The following is an 18,532-nucleotide window of genomic DNA, read 5'->3' as shown; positions in this document are numbered from 1 at the left end:
CAAGGTGGGGGCCCGCCGTCGTTGCTGTCAGTGTCCGGCGCTAGTGCGCGTGGTCACCGCGGCTGTACTCATAGACCCAGCCCACGAGCGCCACCACGGCGAGGCCGCCGGCGATGAACGTGATCCAGAAGCCCACGGCCAGGCCGAGGAAACCGCCCGCGCATGCCAGGCCGAGAACCAGAGGCCACCAGCTCCAGGGGCTGAAGTGGCCCTGCTCGCCCGCGCCTTCGTGGATCTCAGCGTCGCTGCGGTCCTCGGGGCGCATGCCGACCCGACGGCCGGTGAAGCCCAGGTAGGCGCCGATCATACCGGCCAGGCCTGCAACCAGCAGGACACCCAGGATGCCGACCCATTCGGACCAGTGCGTCATGAAGCCGTAGACGATGGCAACTGGGACGAAGAAGAAGACTCCCAGTCCAAAAATCCTTGATTCGATTTTCACTGGGCCTGATCCTTCTGGTCGGCGTTACCGAGCGTCGCTGCTGCCGGAGCAGGCGAGTCGACGGTGTAGTACTGGGAGAGCTCGGGGTGGTGCAGGTCCAGGGCAGGACGCTCCGAGCGGATCCGCGGCAGCGAGGTGAAGTTGTGACGCGGCGGCGGGCAGGACGTCGCCCATTCGAGCGAGGCGCCGAAGCCCCAGGGGTCATCGACCGTGACCTTCTCGTTGCTGCGCCAGGTGATGTAGACGTTCCAGAAGAACGGAATCAGCGAGGCGCCGAGGAGGAAGGACGAGTAGGTGGAGAACTGGTTCATCCAGGTGAAGTTGTCCTGCGGCATGTAGTCCGCGTAGCGGCGGGGCATGCCCTCGACGCCGAGCCAGTGCTGGATGAGGAAGGTGCCGTGGAAGCCCAGGAAGAGCATCCAGAAGTGGATCTTGCCGAGACGCTCGTTGAGCATCTTGCCGGTCCACTTCGGCCACCAGAAGTAGAAGCCTGCGAACATCGCGAACACCACGGTGCCGAAGACCACGTAGTGGAAGTGCGCCACGACGAAGTAGGAGTCGGAGACGTGGAAGTCCAGCGGCGGTGAGGCCAGGATGATTCCGGTCAGGCCGCCGAAGAGGAAGGTGGCCAGGAAGCCGATGCTCCACAGCATGGGGGTTTCGAAGGTGATGGAACCCCGCCACATGGTGCCGATCCAGTTGAAGAACTTCACGCCGGTGGGAACCGCGATCAGCATCGTCATGAAGGAGAAGAACGGCAGCAGGACCGAGCCGGTGACGTACATGTGGTGCGCCCACACGGTCACGGACAGTGCGGCAATCGAGATCGTCGCGTAGACGAGGCCCTTGTAGCCGAAGATCGGCTTGCGGCTAAAGACCGGGAAGATCTCGGAGACGATGCCGAAGAACGGCAGCGCGATGATGTACACCTCGGGGTGGCCGAAGAACCAGAACAGGTGCTGCCAGAGGACGGCGCCGCCGTTCTCCGGGTCGAAGATGTGGGCGCCGAAGCGGCGGTCCGCGCCGAGGGCGAAGAGGGCGGCGGCCAGCGGCGGGAACGCCATGAGCACCAGAATCGCCGTGACCAGAACGTTCCAGGTGAAGATCGGCATCCGCCACATCGTCATGCCCGGGGCGCGCATGCAGATGATGGTGGTGATGAAGTTGACCGCGCCGAGGATGGTGCCGAAGCCGGAGAGCGCCAGGCCGAAGACCCAGAGGTCACCGCCCACGCCGGGGCTGAAGGTCGTGTTGGACAGCGGCGCGTAGGCGAACCAGCCGAACGACGCCGCACCCTGCGGGGTGATGAAGCCGGACACGGCGATCGTGGAGCCGAACAGGAAGAACCAGAAGGCCAGCGCGTTCAGCCGCGGGAAGGCGACGTCGGGGGCACCGATCTGCAGCGGCATGATCACGTTGGCGAAGCCGGCGAACAGCGGCGTCGCGAACATCAGCAGCATGACGGTGCCGTGCATGGTGAAGAGCTGGTTGTACTGCTCTTTGGTCTGCAGGATCTGCATGCCGGGCTCGAAAAGCTCCGCACGGATCAGCAGCGCCATAACGCCGCCGAAGCAGAAGAACACGAAGGACGAGATCAGGTACATGTACCCGATGGTCTTGTGGTCGGTGGAGGTGATCCAGTTGACGACGATGCGCCCCTTGGATTTGGGTACTACGGGAGCCTCAAGGATCCCTGAGGGCTGAGAGTAGGTCGTTGCCACTTCGCGCTCCCCTTACTTGTTCTCGGTCGGGGCCGGGTTGCGGTCGTACTCTTCGCCGAGCAGTCCGGTGTTGCCGTCCTGGCGGAGCTGGTCCAGGTGGGCCTTGAACTCCGAATCGGAGACAACCTTCACGCGGAACAGCATTTCGGAGTGGTACTCACCACAGAGTTCGGCACATTTGCCGTCGTAGGTTCCCTCTTTGGTGGGGGTGAACCGGATGTAGTTGGTCTTGCCCGGGATCATGTCGCGCTTCTGCAGGAAGGCGGGAACCCAGAAGGAGTGGATGACGTCGCGGGCGTTCAGCTCGAGGTCAACCGACTTGTTGACCGGCAAGTAAAGCGTAGGCAGCTTTTCCTTGTCCACGTTGTTGCCGGTGAGGTGCGCCTGGACGCCGGCCTCGTGGACGTCGTCGGTAACGACGTCGCCCTTCTTGTAGTTGAAGTCCCAGGCCCACTGCTTGGCGCGGACGTCGACGACGACGTCGGCCGGCTGGTCACGGTTGTCGATCGCTTGCTGGTCGCGGTCGGTGAAGTAGAAGAACACCAGGACCATAAACAGCGGAATCGTCAGGTAGAAGACCTCGAGGGGCAGGTTGAAGCTGTTCTGGCGCGGGAAACCGACCGTGCCCTTCCGCCGCCGGTACGCGACGATGACCCAAATCATCAAGCCCCAGGTGATGATGCCGACGACCAGCGCGGCAATCCATGAGTTGACCCAGAGGTCCATGATGCGGTCAGTGTGGTTGGTGGTGCCACGCTCAGTGGGCAGCCACCCTTTCTGTACCTCTGGTGAACATCCAGTCAAAGCCAACGCGCCGGCTAGTGCCAAGCCAGTGATCGTAGTGATCTGTTTGCGTCGGCTGCCGGTTCGGTTCTGCGAACTCACAGACGGCCCTTCCTACTTGTTGCTGTCGCCCGGCCGCCGTCGGCGTTCCGGGCACACTAAAAGTTTTACTACTCGGTGTAGAGCTTACCGCTCCCCGCGAGTTTTCGCCCACATGTCCGCGCCGTGCCTCGATGGAGTTTTTGGCGGTTCCGGCGGCCATCCCCTGGACGGCACTAAGGCCGGGCGGATTGCCCGGCCTTAGGCCTTAGTGGAAGGAGTCCCCGCAAGCGCAGGATCCGCCCGCATTCGGGTTGTCAATGGTGAAGCCCTGCTTCGAGATGGTGTCCTCGAAGTCGATGCTCGCGCCGCTGAGGTAAGGGACGCTCATCTTGTCCACAACGACCTCGACGCCGTCGTAGTCGCGGACGGCGTCACCCTCGAGGAGCCGCTCATCGAAGTACAGCTGGTAGATCAGCCCGGAACAACCGCCCGGCTGCACGGCAACGCGGAGCCGAAGATCAGTGCGGCCTTCCTGTTCCAGCAGGCTGCGGACCTTCCCGGCGGCCACATCGGTCAGCTGGACCTCGTGGCTGGCCAGTTCCTGGTCCGCCTGGACGGTGGTGTCGGCGCTGTTTTCATTGGTTGTAGTGCTCATGGCCTACCTTCTTACGACGGTCGTGGCGGCTCCGCCTGCGCGGTGCCCGCCCCTACTTAAACGGTATGGGCTATAGCTACATGCTACGTCGATCAGACGTGTAGCTCTAACTCCTGACGTAACCGTCAACGCCGGCTGGATGTTCCCCGGAAATGCCCACCCGGCAGAGCCGGAGATCCAGCCGGCGACCCAGCCGCAGGCGTTCCGCTTAGGCCAGGCCTTCCGCGTTCAACCGGGCCAGCAGGAACGCTTCGGCCACGATTGCGTTGCGGAAGTCGTCGAGGTGGAGCGACTCGTTGGCGCTGTGCGCCCGCGAATCGGGATCCTCAACGCCGGTGACCAGGATCTGCACGTCCGGGTACAGCTCGGTCAGGTCGGCGATGAACGGGATTGAACCGCCGATCCCGGTCTCGACAGCCGGCACGCCCCACGCCTCACCCAGCGCCCACATCGCCATGGTGGCGGCGGTGGAGGACGTGTCCGTAAGGAAGGCGTTGCCGCTCTCCCCCGGGGTGAACACCACCTCGGCGCCGAACGGCGCGTGGGATTCGACGTGCCGGCGGACCGCTTCCATGGCCTCGGCCGGGTCCTGGCCGGGGGCCAGCCGCAGGCTGAACTTGGCGCGGGCCCGCGGCAGCAGGGTGTTGGAGGCAACGTCCACGGCTGGGGCGTCGAAACCGATGATGGACAGCGCGGGCTTGGTCCACATGCGCGAGGCGATGCTCCCGGTGCCGGCGAGCTTGACGCCGTCGAGCACGGAAGCGTCCTTGCGGTACTCCTCCTCGGTGAGGTCCACTTCGGCGTCGTCACGGCTGACAAGGCCCTCGATCGCCACGCTGCCTTCGTCGTCGTGCAGGGTGGCAATCAGCCGCGCCAGCAGCGTCGGGGCGTCAAGGACCGGGCCGCCGAACATCCCGGAGTGGACCGCGTGGTCCAGCACCTTGACCTCGATGGTGCCGTCCACCAGGCCGCGCAGGCTGGTGGTGAGGGCCGGGATGCCGACCTTCCAGTTGGACGAGTCGGCGACGACGATCACGTCGGAGCGCAGCAGTTCCTGGTGTGTTTCGAGGAACGAACGGAAGGTGGGTGAGCCTGCTTCTTCCTCACCTTCGAAGAAGAAGGTCACGCCCAGGCCCAGCTCCTCCCCCAGCACCCGGGTCACCGCGGAGTAGGCGGCGACGTGGGCCAGGATCCCTGCCTTGTCATCCGCGGCACCGCGGCCGTAGAGGCGGCCGTCGCGTTCGACGGCGGTGAACGGCTCGGTCTCCCAGAGCGCGAGGTCGCCGGTCGGCTGGACGTCGTGGTGGGCGTAGAGCAGGATGGTGGGCTTGCCGGCTGCGGCGGGGCGGCGTGCGACGACGGCCGGCCCGCCCGGGGTGCCATCCTCCTTGTCGCAGCGCAGGATCCGGACGTCCTCGAAGCCGCTGCCGCGGACCAGTTCGGCGACGGCGTCGGCGCTGGCATTCAGCGGAGCAGGATCGAAGCTGGGCCAGGCGATGCCCGGGATCGCCACGAGCGCCTTCAACTGCTCGACGGTGGCGTCAAAGGACTCGGTAACGGCCTGACGGAGGGCGGCGGCATCGATGGAGCCGACGGCTGAGGGCTGCGGGGTCCCCGCGGGTGATGAAGTCATGGCCAAAACACTACCCGTGTCCGGCATCACGACAAATGCGCCACGGCGCTCCCACGGCGGCTCTGCGGCGGCCCGGGAGACGTTTCCCCCGGCGCTGATACCGGCGCGATTTACGGCTGGGATCACCGCCGCCCCGGCCCGGTGTGGGCTGGGTCTCGGGCGAGCCGCCGCAGGGTATTCTGTAGGGGTGTTTGGACGTAAAAAGGAAGCGCCCCTGGCGCAGGACGTAGTTGACCAGCAGGTGGCCGAGGCAGCAGCCCGGGACGCCGCCATCGGCAAGGGCGCACCCACGCCCAAGCGGAACGCCCAGGTGGCTGCCCGCAAGCGCCCCTTGGTTCCGGAGGACCGCAAGGCCTCCCGGGCGGCCGAGCGCACGGCGATCGCGGACCAGCGCCTCAAGATGCGCCAGGCCATGGATACCGGTGACGAGAAGTTCCTGCCGCTGCGTGACAAGGGCCCGCAGAAGCGCTTCGCCCGCGACTACGTGGACGCCCGTTTCAGCCTTGGCGAATACCTGATGTTCGGCGCCCTGGTCTTCGTGATCATCTCCCTGCTGGTCCCGGCGAGCAGCGAACAGATGATCTACGTCCTCGGCGGTTTCTGGGTCATGTTCCTTGCCGTCTTCGTGGACGTCTTCATCCTGTCCCGGAAGCTCAAGAAGCGTCTGGCCGAGAAGTTCGGCGAGGTGGAGCGGGGCACCGTCTGGTACGGCTCCATGCGGTCCCTGCAGTTCCGCCGCCTCCGCCTTCCCAAGCCCCAGGTCAAGCGCGGCGACTTCCCCGCCTGAATCCGGCCATCGAAAAGCCCCCGGCAGTTGGACTGCCGGGGGCTTTCGCGTTTCCGGAATCCGCGCGGGCGTGCTGGGTGGGAGCCCGCCCTGGCGGGAGGAGACCGCCGGTTAGCGGCGGGCCGGCCGCTTCGCCAGCTCGCGGTTGATCTTCGCCGCCCAGAAGGGACCTTCGTATAGGAACGCAGTGTAGCCCTGCACCAGGGTGGCGCCGGCCTCAAGCCGGTCCCGGACGTCCTGTGCGGTCTCGACCCCGCCGACCGAAACAAGCGTGATGGCCCCGCCGGTCGCGGCCTTGAGCCGGGCCAGGACTTCCAGTGATCGCTTCCGGAGCGGGGCACCGGAGAGGCCCCCGGCGCCGCACGCCTCAATCTGTTCCGGGCTGGAGACCAGTCCGGCGCGGGCGATGGTGGTGTTGGTGGCGATGATGCCGTCCAGCTTCAGGTCCAGCGCCAGCCTGGCGACGTCGTCGATGTCCTCGTCGCTGAGATCCGGGGCGATCTTCACCAGCAGAGGCACGTGCCGGCCGGCGGCGTTGTCCGCGGCCTCCCCCACCGCGGCCAGCAGCGGGCGCAGGGTGCTGACATCCTGCAGCAACCGCAGGCCCGGGGTGTTCGGGGAACTGACGTTGACCACCAGGTAGTCGGCGGCCGGGGCCAGGCTGCGGGCACTGATCAGGTAGTCCTCCACGGCATCCTCAAGCTCCACCACCTTGCTCTTGCCGATATTCACACCGATCACCGGGCGGACCCCGGGATAGCGGCGCTGCAGGGCAGCCCGGGCGGAACGGAGCCTGGGCGCCACGGCCGCGGCACCGTCGTTGTTGAAGCCCATCCGGTTGATCACGGCGCGGTCCTCGATCAGGCGGAACAGCCGCGGCGCCGGGTTGCCCGGCTGGGCCTGCCCGGTGATGGTGCCCACTTCGATGTGCCCGAAGCCAAGGTCGGTCAGCGCTTCGATCCCGTGGCCCTCCTTGTCGAAACCCGCGGCCAGCCCGAAGGGCGAGGGGAAGGTCAAGCCGAATGCCTCGGTCCGCAGCGCTGCGGACGGCGCCGTGAACCGTTGCAGCACGCGGCCGGCGCCGCAGCGGTTGGCCAGCCGGATGCCTAGAAAACCGATCTTGTGGGCGCGCTCGGCGTCCATCCAGGAGAAGGCGAGCCGGAAGAAGGTGGGATATACGCGCATACCCCTAGTTTTCCGGTTCCGGCCGCGCAAACCAAAATGCCGGGCAAACCGTACCCCCGCGGGCGCTAGCATGAAGCCATGACCAGCGAGGGTGCAGTCCACAGCAGCGTGCCGGCGACGCCCGGCACCCGGATCGAGGCCGACGTCGTCGTTGTCGGGGCAGGCCTCGCCGGCCTGGTGGCCGCGGCGGAAGCGTACGCCGCTGGCCGCCGGGTGGCTGTCCTGGACCAGGAGCCGGAGGCTTCGGCCGGCGGGCAGGCGCACTGGTCCTTTGGCGGCCTGTTCCTGGTCAACACCCCGGAGCAGCGCCGGCTGGGCGTCCGGGACAGTGTCGAGCTGGCCCTCGCCGACTGGCTGTCTTCCGCCGCCTTCGACCGCCCCGAAGACGCCCTCGCCCGGGAGTGGGCCGAGGCCTACGTGAACTTCGCGGCGGGTGAGAAGCGCGCCTGGCTCGCCTCGCTCGGCGTCGGGCTCTTTCCGCTCGTGCAGTGGGCCGAGCGCGGCGGCTACGGCCCGGACGGCCACGGCAACACGGTGCCGCGCTTCCACGTCGCCTGGGGCACCGGCCCGGCACTGGTCGCGCCCTTCCTCGCCAAACTCCGCGAGGGCGTGGCTGCAGGGCGCGTCTCCTTCCACTTCCGGCACCGCGCCACCGAGTTGACGACGACGGCGGGCCGGCTCAGCGGCGTGCACGGCGAGATCCTGGAGGCCAGCAGCGCTGCGCGGGGCGAGCAGTCCTCCCGCATCGCCGCCGGCGCGTTCGAGGCCTCCGCCGGAACCGTCATCGTCACCAGCGGCGGCATCGGCGGCAACCACGGCGCGGTCCGGCGGCAGTGGCCCGGCGGCGGCGCCCCGGCGTCCATGCTGAGCGGCGTGCCGGCCTCGGTGGACGGCGACTTCCTGGTCGCTGTGGACCGTGCCGGCGGCCGGCTGATCAACGGCGACCGGATGTGGCACTACCCGGAAGGCATCCAGAACCACAGCCCGGTCTGGCCGCAGCACGGCATCCGGATCCTGCCCGGGCCCTCGGCGCTCTGGCTCGACGCCACCGGCAAGATGCTCCCGGCACCGCTGTTCCCCGGCTTCGACTCGCTCGGCGCGCTGCGGCACATCCTCGGAACCGGGCACACCCACTCGTGGTTCGTGTTGAACAAGACCATCGCGCTGAAGGAGTTCGCGCTCTCCGGCTCCGAGCAGAACCCGGACCTGACCGGGAAGGACGTGCGCCTGCTCGCCGCCCGGCTGAAACCTTCCGCGGACAGTCCGCTGCAGCGGTTCCTGGACCGGGGCGTGGATTTCCTGCAGGCAGGCACTCCGACGGAGCTTGCCGCGAAAATGAACGGGCTCACCGGGACCCCGCTCATCGACGCCGCCGGGCTGGACCGGCTGGTCCGGTCCCGGGACCGGCAGTTCGCGAGCGGGCTGGGCAAGGACCCGCAGCTTGCCGCGATCCGCGCCGCCCGCCGCTTCACCACCGACAGGATCATGCGGGTGGCCCCTCCGCACCGGATGCTGGACCCCCGGCACGGGCCCCTGCTGGCGGTGCGCCTCTCCGTCCTGACCCGCAAAAGCCTCGGCGGGATCCAGACCGACCTGCAATCCCGGGTCCTGGACGCCGCCGGCCGGCCGGTCGCCGGACTCTACGCGGCCGGCGAGGCGGCCGGCTTCGGCGGTGGCGGCATCCACGGGTACCGCGCCCTGGAAGGGACCTTCCTGGGCGGGTGCCTGTTCTCTGGCCGCGCGGCAGGCCGCGCCGCGGCCTCGGCCCTGTAGCCGGCAGAGCGGGAGGATCCGATGGACTGGCAGACCGACATCCTGGGTGAGGACTTCGCGGCGTGCGCTTTCAAGGCGGCCGGCCCGGACGGGGTCGAACGCACGGCCACCCTGGTCCGGCACATCCCTTCGACCGGAGCCGGCAAGGCTCCCCGGCGGGCCGTCCTCTTCCTGCACGGCTGGAGCGACTACTTCTTCAACGAGGAGCTCGCCGAGTTCTGGACCGGCCACGGCTTCGGGTTCTTCGCACTGGACATGCACAACCACGGCCGAAGCCTGCAGTACGGTGCGCACGGCGGCTACGTCGCCGACCTTGCCGACTACGACGCCGAGATCACGGCGGCGATCGGCATCATCGAATCCCTGGCCCCCACGGGGTCCCCTCCCCCGCGGGTCACCTTGATGGGACACTCCACCGGCGGGCTCATCGCGGCGCTCTGGGTGAGCCGGCATCCGGGCCGCGCCGCCCAACTGGTCCTCGACAGCCCGTGGCTGGAAATGCATGGCAGCCCGGCGGTCCGCCGCGCCGCGCGGACCATGCTGGAGCCGCTGGCCCGGTTCCGGCCCGAATCCGTGATCCGGCTTCCCGAGCGCGCCTTCTACTGGCGCAGCATCAGCAGCGCCGCCGAGGGCGAATGGGTGCTGGATGACAACTACCGCCCGCCCCGGGCCTTCCCGGTGCGGGCGGGCTGGCTCAGCGCCGTGCTGGCCGGCCAGTCCCAGGTGGCCCGGGGGCTGAACATCGACGTTCCCATCCTCGTGATGATCTCCGGGGCCAGCGCCAACGGAATGTTCTGGAAGGAGTCCATGCGGCGCACCGACGCCGTCCTGGATGTCAACACCATTGCCCTGCGCGCCCTGAGCCTGGGCCGCACCGTGACCCTGGAACGGATCGACGGTGCCCTGCACGACGTCTTCCTCTCGGCGCCGCGGGTCCGCGCGGACGCGTATGCGCGGCTCGCCCGCTGGATCCGCGCCTACGTGCTGGACGACGGCGGCCCCGCGTGAGGGGTCCAGCGCAGCCACCGCGGTGGCGCCGGGATGTACTGGGACACCGCTTCGAGTCCTTGGAGCTGGAACTGCCGCCGGACGATGAAGGACCCGTCGTCGCCACCCTCGTTCGCCATGCCAGCAACGGCGGTGCAGCGGCTGGCCCGCCGGACGCCCCCGGGACCCGGGCGCCGGAGAAAGTGGTCCTCTACCTGCACGGCTGGGCCGACTACTTCCTGCAGGCCGAACTCGCTGAGCAAATCGTGGCTGCTGGGTTCCACTTCTACGCCCTGGACCTGCGGAAGTTCGGGCGCAGCCTGCGCAGCTGGCAGACCCCCGGCTACACCACCGACCTGGCGGTCTATGACGAGGACCTCGCCGCTGCGCTTGCCGCCGTCACCGCCGATGTGGCCACCCGGACCCGCAGCGCCGGGCGGCCGACGGTCCACCTGCTCGCGCATTCCCTCGGCGGCCTCGTCGCGGCACTGTGGGCTGACCGGAATCCGGGAGTACTGGGCACCCTGGTCCTGAACGCGCCCTGGCTGGAACTGCAGGGCAGCAGCCTGATCCGGAACATCGCCATGCAGTTGGTGGAACCACTGGCGCGCACCGACCCGCGCCGGCCGTTGCTGCTGCCCAGCATGCCCGGCTACTGGGACAGCGTCAGCGGCTCAGCGCACGGCGAATGGGACGTGGATCCCGAGTGGCGGCCACGGGCGTCCTTCCCGATCCGTCCGGGTTGGACGAAGGCTGTCCTCGCCGGCCATGCGGCCGTGCAGCGGCGGCTGGACATCACCTCGCCGGTGCTGGTGATGCTTTCCGGGCGCACCCACGTCCAGGCCGAATGGAGCGACGTGCTGATGGACGTCGACGCCGTGATCGACGTCGAGGAAACTGCCCGCCGGGCGCTGGGGCTGGGCCGCAGGGCTGCCGTCTTCCGCTACCCGGGCGCCATCCACGACGTCTTTCTCTCCCGCCGCACGGTGCGGCAGGAGGCCTACGACGACCTCCTGCTCTGGCTGAGCCTCTACCCAGGCTGACTGCGCTGGAACGGGCCAGCGTGGCAGGCGGCGTGGCAGGCGGCGTGGCCGGCGACGTGGCAGGCGGCGTGGCCGGCGACGTGGCTGGCCGCCGCGCCGGCTACCGGGGTCAGGCTGGGGTGACGGGGGCGGCGGCGTCCACCGCGCCGCCGTAGCGGCGGTCCCGCTGCGCGTAAATCTCCACGGCGTCCCAGAGGGTGCGGCGGTCCACATCCGGCCACAGCGTGTCCAGGAAGACGAATTCGGCGTAGGCCGACTGCCAGAGCATGAAGTTGGAGAGCCGCTGCTCACCCGAGCTGCGCAGGAACAGGTCGACGTCCGGCAGGTCCGGTTCGTCCAGGTACTTTTGGATGGTCCGTTCGGTGATAGCGCCTGGCCTGAGCCGGCCTGCGGCCACCTCCTCGGCGATGGCTGAGACTGCGTCGGTGATCTCCGCCCGGCCGCCGTAGTTAACACACATGTTCAAAGTGCAGGTGCTGTTGCCGCGGGTGAACTCCTCGGCCTCTTCTAGCTCCCGGATCACCGACCCCCAGAGTTTGGGCCGCCGGCCGGACCAGCGGATCCTCACGCCCCACTCATCCAGCTGGTTGCGCTGCCGTCGCAGCACATCCTTGTTAAATCCCATCAGGAAGCGGACTTCCTCGGGTGAACGGCGCCAGTTTTCGGTGGAGAATGCATAGACGCTGACGTGCTCAATGCCCAGTTCGATTGCCCCGGCCATGACGTCCAGCAGGGCCGGTTCCCCCGCCTTGTGGCCTTCGATCCGGGGCAGTCCACGCTGGTTCGCCCAGCGGCCGTTTCCGTCCATCACGATCGCGACGTGCCGGGGAATGAACTCGGCAGGGATGGCGGGCGGCACGGCACCGGAGGGATGCGGGTAGGGCGCCACCACTTCGGAGCTGCGCTGTCGGACGGGGTTCTTCTTGCTGCCTGGAGTTTTCTTGCCTAGGGCCACGGTTAGGTTCGCTCCACATGTTTGAGGGATTTCAGGACACGTTCCAAATGCCATTGCAGGTAGCTCGCCACCAGGCCGGCGGCCTCCCGGCGGTGGATGGTTGCGGACGCATCTGCGGCCGTCCAGTTCCCGGTCAGCAGCGCACCCAGCAGCAGCACAGTCTCCGTGGCCGGCGCGGGTGAACCCGGTGGCCGGCACTCCCCGCAGACCATGCCGCCCAGCGGGGCGGAGAACGCGGTGTGCGGGCCCGGAGCGCCGCAGCGGGCGCATTCGGTGAAGCTGGGTGCCCAACCGCCGGTGGAGAGGGCGCGGAGCAGGTAGGAGTCCAGGATGAGTTCCGGGGCATGGTCGCCGCGGCTCAAGGAAGCCAGCGCCCCGACCAGCAGGTTGTACTGGGCGGTTCCCGCTTCGCCGTCGACGTCGGTGAGCTTTTCCGCGGTTTCGGTCATCGCGGCGGCGACGGTGTAGCGGCCGTAGTCGGCCGCGATACTGGAGCCGTAGGCGCCCTTGGCGACGGCCTGCGTGACCACGTCCAGGGTGCGGCCGGAGATGAGCTGGAGGTCCGCGACCATGAACGGCTCCAGCCTGGCGCCGAATCGGCTGCTGGTGCGGCGCACGCCCTTGGCGACCGCACGGACCTGCCCGTGGTGCTTGGTCAGCAGGGTGATGATGCGGTCCGCCTCGCCGAGCTTATGGGTGCGCAGGACCACGGCGTCGTCGCGGTACGCGCGGGCAGCAAAGGAGGAAGGTTGGGCCACAGTTAATCTTCGCACTGACTTTCGGGAATCTCCGCCATTGGGAAAACAGCACTGCGCCGCCGGAGACTCCGACGGCGCAGTGCTGTTCCCGAATGGCCTAGGCGCGGGCGTCCCGGATGGCGCGGTTGACGGCGGAGATGACGGCCTTGAGCGAGGCCATCGACGTGTTGGCGTCGATGCCGACGCCCCACAGCACCCGCTCCCCCACGGCGCATTCAACGTAGGCCGCGGCCTGGGCGCTGCCGCCCTCGGACAGGGCGTGCTCGCTGTAGTCCAGCACGCGGACGTCAACGCCGTCCTCGCGCAGGATGCTCAGCAGGGCCGCGATCGGGCCGTTGCCCACCCCGGTGCGCCGGAGCTGCTTGCCGTCCACCTTGAGAGCGGCGGTCAGCGTCATGGTGCCGTCCTCGTCGGACTCGGTGCTGACCGCGCCGAGCGCATAGCGGCCCCACTGGGCTTCGGCCGCGGCGGAAGGCAGGTATTCGTCCTGGAACAGCTGCCACAGCTGGGCGCCGCTGACTTCGCCGCCCACCGTGTCGGTACGGCGCTGGATGACGCCGGAGAACTCGATCTGCGCGCGGCGCGGCAGGTCCAGGTTGTGCTCGTTCTTGAGCAGGTAGGCCACGCCGCCCTTGCCGGACTGCGAGTTGACCCGGATCACGGCTTCGTAGCTGCGGCCGAGGTCCTTCGGATCGACCGGCAGGTAGGGCACCTGCCAGGCGTAGTCCGCGACGTCCTTGCCGGCGGCGGCGGCGTCCTTCTCCAGGGCTTCCAGGCCCTTCTTGATGGCGTCCTGGTGCGAGCCGGAGAAGGCTGTGAAAACCAGGTCACCGCCGTAGGGTGAACGCTCCGCGACGGGCAGCTGGTTGCAGTACTCCACCGTGCGGCGGACGTCGTCGATGTCGGAGAAGTCGATCATCGGGTCGATGCCCTGGACGAACATGTTCAGGCCCAGCGTGACCAGGTCGACGTTGCCGGTACGTTCGCCGTTGCCGAACAGGCAGCCCTCGATCCGGTCGGCACCGGCCAGGTAGCCCAGCTCGGCCGCCGCGACGCCGGTACCGCGGTCGTTGTGCGGGTGCAGGGAGAGGATGATTCCTTCGCGCGGGTGCAGGTGCCGGCTCATCCATTCGATCGAATCGGCGTACACATTGGGGGTGGCCATCTCCACCGTGGCCGGCAGGTTGATGATCACCTGGCGGTCGGCGGATGCTTCGAAGACGTCGGCGACGGCGTTGCAGACGCGCACGGCGTAGGCGAGCTCGGTGCCCGTGAAGGACTCCGGGGAGTACTCGTAGGTGATGTGGGTGTCTTCGAGGGTTTCCTCGTACTTCTTGCACAGCCGGGCACCCTGCAGGGCGATGTCGAGGATTCCGTCCTCGTCCTGGTTGAACACGACGCGGCGCTGCAGGACCGACGTCGAATTGTAGAGGTGCACGATGGCCTGCTTGGCGCCGACCAGGGACTCGTAGGTCCGCTCGATCAGATGCTCGCGGGCCTGGGTCAGGACCTGGATCGTAACGTCGTCCGGGATGTGGTTGCCCTCGATCAGCTGGCGGACGAAGTCGAAGTCCGTCTGCGAGGCCGAAGGGAAGCCGACTTCGATCTCCTTGTAGCCCATTCGGACCAGCAGATCGAACATCTTCATCTTGCGGGCCGGGCTCATCGGGTCGATCAGGGCCTGGTTGCCATCACGCAGGTCGACCGCGCACCAGCGCGGGGCCTTGGTGATGACCTTGTCGGGCCAGGTGCGGTCCGGCAGTTCGACCGTGATCAGGTCCTGGAAGGGGACGTAGCGGTGGACCGGCATTCCTGAGGGCTGCTGTGCGTTTCGCATTACTATCGGGGCCTTTTCTTTGGTTCTTGGTGAAAGGGTGGCCGGGCAACACAAACTCCGCAGCGAGGTTTGGCCTTGCGCTAGATCGCGTCTGAGGCCCCGCCGCGGCAGCTAAGAAGGAGCAGTTCTGCGCGCACGTTTTCACAGTAACACGGGTGCGTAAGATGAAGGAGCCATACCTCCGTAACGTCCACCATGCAGACGCTGTGCCGGTCCCAGGCCCGGTTCAGCCTCCCACTCGAAGGAGCATCAGTGCCGCTTTCCGGGATCGACAAGTCCACCATCGACGACGGCGTCCGCCCCCAGGACGACCTGTACCGGCATTTCAATGGCGGCTGGCTGAAGAAAACCGCCATCCCGGACGACCGGCCCCTGGAGGGAACGTTCACGGCGCTGCGCGACGGCTCGGAGCTGGCGGTCAAGGAGATCATCCTGGAGGCGGCCGGCCGCGGCGAGGCAGCCACCGGTATCGAACGCAAGATCGGCGACCTGTACAACAGCTTCATGGACGAGGCCGCCGCGGAGGCCAAAGGCGCGGAGCCGATCCGGGAGCGGCTGGCCGAGGTTTTCGCCACCGGCTCGGTGGCCGAACTGGTCCAGCTGTCCGGACGGCTCTTCCGCGCGGACGTCTCCGGACTCTTCTACATTTACCCGGCACCGGACGCGGGCAACCCGGACCGGATCCTGCTCTACACCGGCCAGGGCGGCCTGGGCCTGCCGGATGAGTCCTACTACCGCGAAGAGAAGTTCGCGCCGATGGTCCAGGCCTACCGTGAACATGTCCGCACCATGTTCGGGCTGGCCGGCGTAGCGGACGCGGAGGCAGCCGCGGCCCGGGTGGTGGACCTGGAGACGTCCCTCGCGTCCCATCACTGGGACAAGGTCACGCTGCGCAATCCGCAGAAGACGTACAACTTGAAATCAGCCGAGGAGGTCTCGCAGCTGTTCCCGCTGCTGTCCGCCTGGTTCGATGCCGCCGCCATCGTGCCCGAGAAGCGCTCCGAACTCGTCGTCAGCACGCCGGACTTCTTCGCGGGAGCCGCGGAACTGCTCCAGGCGGTGCCACTGGCCACCTGGCAGGAATGGCTGGCCATGCGGGTGGTCAGCGCGGCGGCCCCGTATCTGTCCGCCGCGTTCGTGGACGCGAACTTCGCCTTTTACGGCACCACGCTCAGCGGCACGCCCCGCAACCGGTACCGCTGGAAGCGTGGCGTCGCCGTCGTCGAGGCCGCCCTGGGTGAGGCCGTCGGGCAGATCTACGTCGCCCGGCACTTCCCGGAAAGCCACAAGGCGCACATGCGTTCGCTGGTCGGCAACCTGATCGAGGCGTACCGCGAATCCATCACCGGCCTGGCGTGGATGGGCGAAGAGACCAAGCTGGAGGCGCTGAAGAAGCTGGATTCCTTCCGGGCCAAGATCGGCTACCCGGACAAGTGGATCGACTACTCCGCCGTCGTGATCGACGAGGCGGACCTGCTGGGGAACGTGGAGCGCGCCCACAGCGCCGACGTCGACCGGCACCTGGACGAGGTGGGCAAGCCCGTGGACCGGGAGAAGTGGCTCATGACGCCGCAGACCGTGAACGCCTACTACCATCCGTTGCTGAACGAGATCGTGTTCCCGGCAGCCATCCTGCAGCCGCCGTTCTTCACCGCCGACGCCGACGACGCCGTGAATTACGGCGGCATCGGGGCCGTGATCGGCCACGAGATCGGCCACGGCTTCGATGACCAGGGCTCCCAGTACGACGGCAGCGGCCTGCTCCGGAACTGGTGGACCGAGGCCGACCGGACGGCCTTCGAGGCGCTGACCTCCAGGCTGGTGGCCCAGTTCGATGCCCTCTCCCCCGCGGAAGCCGAAGGCCACCACGTCAACGGCAGGCTGACGCTGGGCGAAAATATCGGCGATCTTGGCGGCCTGACCATCGCCTACAAGGCGTACCTGATCAGCCTCGGCGGCCAGGAGGCGCCGGTCCTGGACGGGCTGACCGGAGCCCAGCGCTTCTTCGCTTCCTGGGCGGCCAGCTGGCGGCAGGTGATCCGGAGCGAGGAAGCCATCCGGCGGCTCGCCACGGATCCGCACTCCCCCAACGAATTCCGCACCAACAACATCGCCCAGAACCTTGACGCCTTCCATGCGGCCTTCGAAACCGGCGAGCAGGACGGCATGTGGCTGGCGCCGGAGGAACGCGTCAGCATCTGGTAGCCAGCCTTCGGCGGCAACTGAGCCAACAGGGGCGGGCCGGGTGAAATCATCACCCGGCCCGCCCCTGTTAACTTCGTTCGGCCGGCCCCCAGCTCGTGCCCCGTCCTCGTCCTAGGGGACAATCAGCTCCGGGTTCGCCTGCTGGCAGACGGTGTCACCGGCCGTCTGGTTGACGATGTCCGGCGGCAGCGATACCGGTGCATCCGCCTGCTTGGTGCCGCTCTTGTAATCGCTGCCCACATAGACCTGGACGCCCGTGACACCGGCCGCCGGGAGCACCTGCTTCGCCCGGATGCCCAGCAGTTTGGCGACGTCGGCTGCAACGTCGGCGAAATCTGCTCCGTAGTAGACGGCGGTGGCCGCCACTGACTGGGCGTCGAACTGGCTCGTCTGGGTGAAGCCGCCGGCCTTGAGGGCGGCCGCGAGTTCCTGGCCCCGAGCCGGGTTACCGGAACCGTTGGCCACGGCAATGGGCTGCAGCGTCTTGTCGTAGGCCGGGGCGGCCGGGGCCTTGCTGGCCGTCGGCGTGGCACTTGCCGACGCGCTGGCGGAGGCATCGGGGGTGGCCGCGGGCTTGGCTGTCGGGTCGGTCAGGTCGATGTCCTTGCGCATCGCCGCAAACAACTCGGAGGCTGCGGGTTCCGCCAGTTGGAGGCGGTTCGAGTCGGACACCGCCGGCTCGGTCGGGGCGGCAACGAACGCCACCTTGCCGACGTCGATGTTCTTCAGCCGGTTCCCCACCGTCAACAGCGTCGGTACGGAGGCCAGGCCGTCGTCGATGGTCAGGTTCTTGGTAATGGCGTCCGCAATGCCGAGCATCCGGGCCGGGTTGGTCAGGGTCCCGTCGTCCTTGATCTTGCGGACCAGCGAGGACAGGAAGCCCTGCTGCGCCTTGATCCGGCCGAGGTCACTGCCGTCGCCGAAGGCATGGCGGGTACGAACGAACGAGAGAGCCTGCTCGCCCTTGACCTTGGACGTGCCCTTGGGAAGCCGGAGCCCGGAGTCCGGGTCGAAGACCGCGTCGCTGATGCAGACATCCACACCGCCGACGGCGTTGGAGAGTTCCTTGACGGCATTGAAGTCCGCCATCATGAAGTGGTCGATCTCCAGGCCGGTGAGCTTGTTGACGGTGTCCACGGCACAGCCGATGCCCGCTTCGGACATCGCCGAATTGATCATGACGCCTGTCTGGGCGGGATACTGCTTGTTGGACTTCGGGTCCTTACACTTAGGGGTGTCCACCAGCAGGTCGCGCGGGAAACTAACGACGCTGACGCGCTTGTTGTCCGCCGAGATGTCCATCAGCATCATGACATCCGAGTGGCCGTAGCCGGAGGAATCGTCCTTGGAGCCGTACTGCGAGTTCTTGCCGTCGCGGGTGTCCGTGCCCAGGATCAGGATCTGCATTCGCCCGGTGGCATCGTCGGGCGCGCCCTCCGTCCGGCTGTTGCCGGCGCCGAGGGCCTGCGTGCTGATGTTGCCCTGCAACCGGATGAGCCAGTAAGCCCCGAACGCAATGACCCCCACGAGCAGCACGGAGACAACGATCGTGGTGGCCTTCAGCCAGCCGGGGATATGCCGGGCGGCGCCAAGATGGCGCGCCGGGCCGACGGAAGGATCTTCCGCGTGCCGAGCAGCCGCATGGGACCGAACCGGGGGGCCGGTTCCGTCTGCACGGTTATCACGGGGTAGAACCACGGGTGGAGCCTTCCTTTGCGAACGGGAG

At 67.8% G+C, this 18,532-nt stretch carries 16 protein-coding genes, 1 tRNA gene and 1 pseudogene; 7 read left to right on the top strand and 11 right to left on the bottom strand.

What is annotated here, in order from left to right; all coding sequences use genetic code 11:
* Nucleotides 1–40: 40 nt before the first annotated feature.
* From AC1DH3_RS05945 to AC1DH3_RS05930, 4 genes are all read right to left on the bottom strand, one after another.
* Nucleotides 41–442, bottom strand: a complete 402-nt coding sequence (locus tag AC1DH3_RS05945; RefSeq protein WP_441417762.1) for a cytochrome c oxidase subunit 4 — start codon at nucleotides 440–442, stop codon at nucleotides 41–43.
* Nucleotides 439–2,163 (bottom strand): aa3-type cytochrome oxidase subunit I, encoded by a 1,725-nt coding sequence (gene ctaD / locus AC1DH3_RS05940; RefSeq protein ID WP_441417761.1) that lies wholly within the window; start codon nucleotides 2,161–2,163, stop codon nucleotides 439–441. Before ctaD ends, AC1DH3_RS05945 begins: the two co-directional genes overlap by 4 nt.
* 12 nt (nucleotides 2,164–2,175) lie before the next feature.
* Entirely contained in the window at nucleotides 2,176–3,048 is an 873-nt protein-coding gene (gene ctaC / locus AC1DH3_RS05935) for an aa3-type cytochrome oxidase subunit II (RefSeq protein ID WP_476892498.1), read from the bottom strand.
* 205 nt (nucleotides 3,049–3,253) lie between these two features.
* The gene (locus AC1DH3_RS05930) at nucleotides 3,254–3,643 is read right to left on the bottom strand and encodes a HesB/IscA family protein (RefSeq protein WP_138769282.1); all 390 of its coding nucleotides are present in this window, start codon (nucleotides 3,641–3,643) and stop codon (nucleotides 3,254–3,256) included.
* Between the two features lie 139 nt (nucleotides 3,644–3,782).
* Here AC1DH3_RS05930 and AC1DH3_RS05925 point away from each other — a divergent pair, with 139 nt between their 5' ends.
* Nucleotides 3,783–4,037, top strand: coding sequence for a hypothetical protein (locus AC1DH3_RS05925; RefSeq protein ID WP_476908806.1), 255 nt, complete (start codon nucleotides 3,783–3,785; stop codon nucleotides 4,035–4,037).
* On the opposite strand, the gene AC1DH3_RS05920 is transcribed toward AC1DH3_RS05925, so the two are convergent.
* Together AC1DH3_RS05920 and AC1DH3_RS05915 are read right to left on the bottom strand one after the other, a co-directional pair.
* A tRNA-OTHER gene (locus AC1DH3_RS05920) sits at nucleotides 4,019–4,098 on the bottom strand. The genes AC1DH3_RS05925 and AC1DH3_RS05920 overlap by 19 nt on opposite strands.
* A gap of 140 nt (nucleotides 4,099–4,238) precedes the next feature.
* Nucleotides 4,239–4,583: pseudogene (locus AC1DH3_RS05915) on the bottom strand (peptidase dimerization domain-containing protein); the annotation flags it as partial.
* A gap of 240 nt (nucleotides 4,584–4,823) precedes the next feature.
* Here AC1DH3_RS05915 and AC1DH3_RS05910 point away from each other — a divergent pair.
* Together AC1DH3_RS05910 and AC1DH3_RS05905 are read left to right on the top strand one after the other, a co-directional pair.
* Nucleotides 4,824–5,243, top strand: a complete 420-nt coding sequence (locus tag AC1DH3_RS05910; RefSeq protein WP_476908805.1) for a hypothetical protein — start codon at nucleotides 4,824–4,826, stop codon at nucleotides 5,241–5,243.
* A gap of 220 nt (nucleotides 5,244–5,463) precedes the next feature.
* The gene (locus AC1DH3_RS05905) at nucleotides 5,464–6,063 is read left to right on the top strand and encodes a DUF3043 domain-containing protein (RefSeq protein ID WP_476908804.1); all 600 of its coding nucleotides are present in this window, start codon (nucleotides 5,464–5,466) and stop codon (nucleotides 6,061–6,063) included.
* Nucleotides 6,064–6,174: 111 nt separating this feature from the next.
* Here the strand turns inward: AC1DH3_RS05905 and AC1DH3_RS05900 are convergent, their stop codons facing one another.
* Entirely contained in the window at nucleotides 6,175–7,248 is a 1,074-nt protein-coding gene (locus AC1DH3_RS05900; protein WP_441417757.1) for a quinone-dependent dihydroorotate dehydrogenase, read from the bottom strand.
* A gap of 78 nt (nucleotides 7,249–7,326) precedes the next feature.
* Between AC1DH3_RS05900 and AC1DH3_RS05895 the strand changes: the two genes are divergently transcribed.
* Genes AC1DH3_RS05895 through AC1DH3_RS05885 form a run of 3 tightly spaced genes read left to right on the top strand, consistent with a single transcriptional unit; the run spans nucleotide 7,327 to nucleotide 11,051 of the window.
* Nucleotides 7,327–9,021, top strand: coding sequence for an FAD-binding dehydrogenase (locus AC1DH3_RS05895; RefSeq protein WP_476908803.1), 1,695 nt, complete (start codon nucleotides 7,327–7,329; stop codon nucleotides 9,019–9,021).
* A gap of 21 nt (nucleotides 9,022–9,042) precedes the next feature.
* Nucleotides 9,043–10,029, top strand: coding sequence for an alpha/beta hydrolase (locus tag AC1DH3_RS05890; RefSeq protein WP_476908802.1), 987 nt, complete (start codon nucleotides 9,043–9,045; stop codon nucleotides 10,027–10,029).
* A complete protein-coding gene (locus tag AC1DH3_RS05885; protein WP_476908801.1) occupies nucleotides 10,026–11,051 on the top strand; it encodes an alpha/beta hydrolase in 1,026 nt (341 codons plus the stop codon). The genes AC1DH3_RS05890 and AC1DH3_RS05885 overlap by 4 nt, the downstream gene beginning before the upstream one ends.
* A gap of 109 nt (nucleotides 11,052–11,160) precedes the next feature.
* Here AC1DH3_RS05885 and AC1DH3_RS05880 read toward each other — a convergent pair whose 3' ends face one another.
* The 3 genes from AC1DH3_RS05880 to leuA form a co-directional block, all read right to left on the bottom strand.
* A complete protein-coding gene (locus AC1DH3_RS05880) occupies nucleotides 11,161–12,006 on the bottom strand; it encodes an isoprenyl transferase (RefSeq protein ID WP_441417753.1) in 846 nt (281 codons plus the stop codon).
* Between the two features lie 2 nt (nucleotides 12,007–12,008).
* The gene (recO, locus tag AC1DH3_RS05875; protein ID WP_441417752.1) at nucleotides 12,009–12,764 is read right to left on the bottom strand and encodes a DNA repair protein RecO; all 756 of its coding nucleotides are present in this window, start codon (nucleotides 12,762–12,764) and stop codon (nucleotides 12,009–12,011) included.
* Nucleotides 12,765–12,861: 97 nt separating this feature from the next.
* The gene (gene leuA, locus AC1DH3_RS05870) at nucleotides 12,862–14,601 is read right to left on the bottom strand and encodes a 2-isopropylmalate synthase (RefSeq protein WP_476892490.1); all 1,740 of its coding nucleotides are present in this window, start codon (nucleotides 14,599–14,601) and stop codon (nucleotides 12,862–12,864) included.
* 252 nt (nucleotides 14,602–14,853) lie between these two features.
* Here leuA and AC1DH3_RS05865 point away from each other — a divergent pair, with 252 nt between their 5' ends.
* A complete protein-coding gene (locus AC1DH3_RS05865; protein WP_476908800.1) occupies nucleotides 14,854–16,806 on the top strand; it encodes a M13 family metallopeptidase in 1,953 nt (650 codons plus the stop codon).
* A gap of 111 nt (nucleotides 16,807–16,917) precedes the next feature.
* Here the strand turns inward: AC1DH3_RS05865 and AC1DH3_RS05860 are convergent, their stop codons facing one another.
* Nucleotides 16,918–18,504, bottom strand: coding sequence for an LCP family protein (locus AC1DH3_RS05860; protein WP_476892488.1), 1,587 nt, complete (start codon nucleotides 18,502–18,504; stop codon nucleotides 16,918–16,920).
* Nucleotides 18,505–18,532: the final 28 nt, after the last annotated feature.

It is taken from the genome of Arthrobacter sp. 05L428 (genome assembly GCF_056397665.1).
The sequence above is the reverse complement of the archived record's forward strand: the minus strand, read 5'-3'. Positions and strand labels throughout refer to the sequence as shown.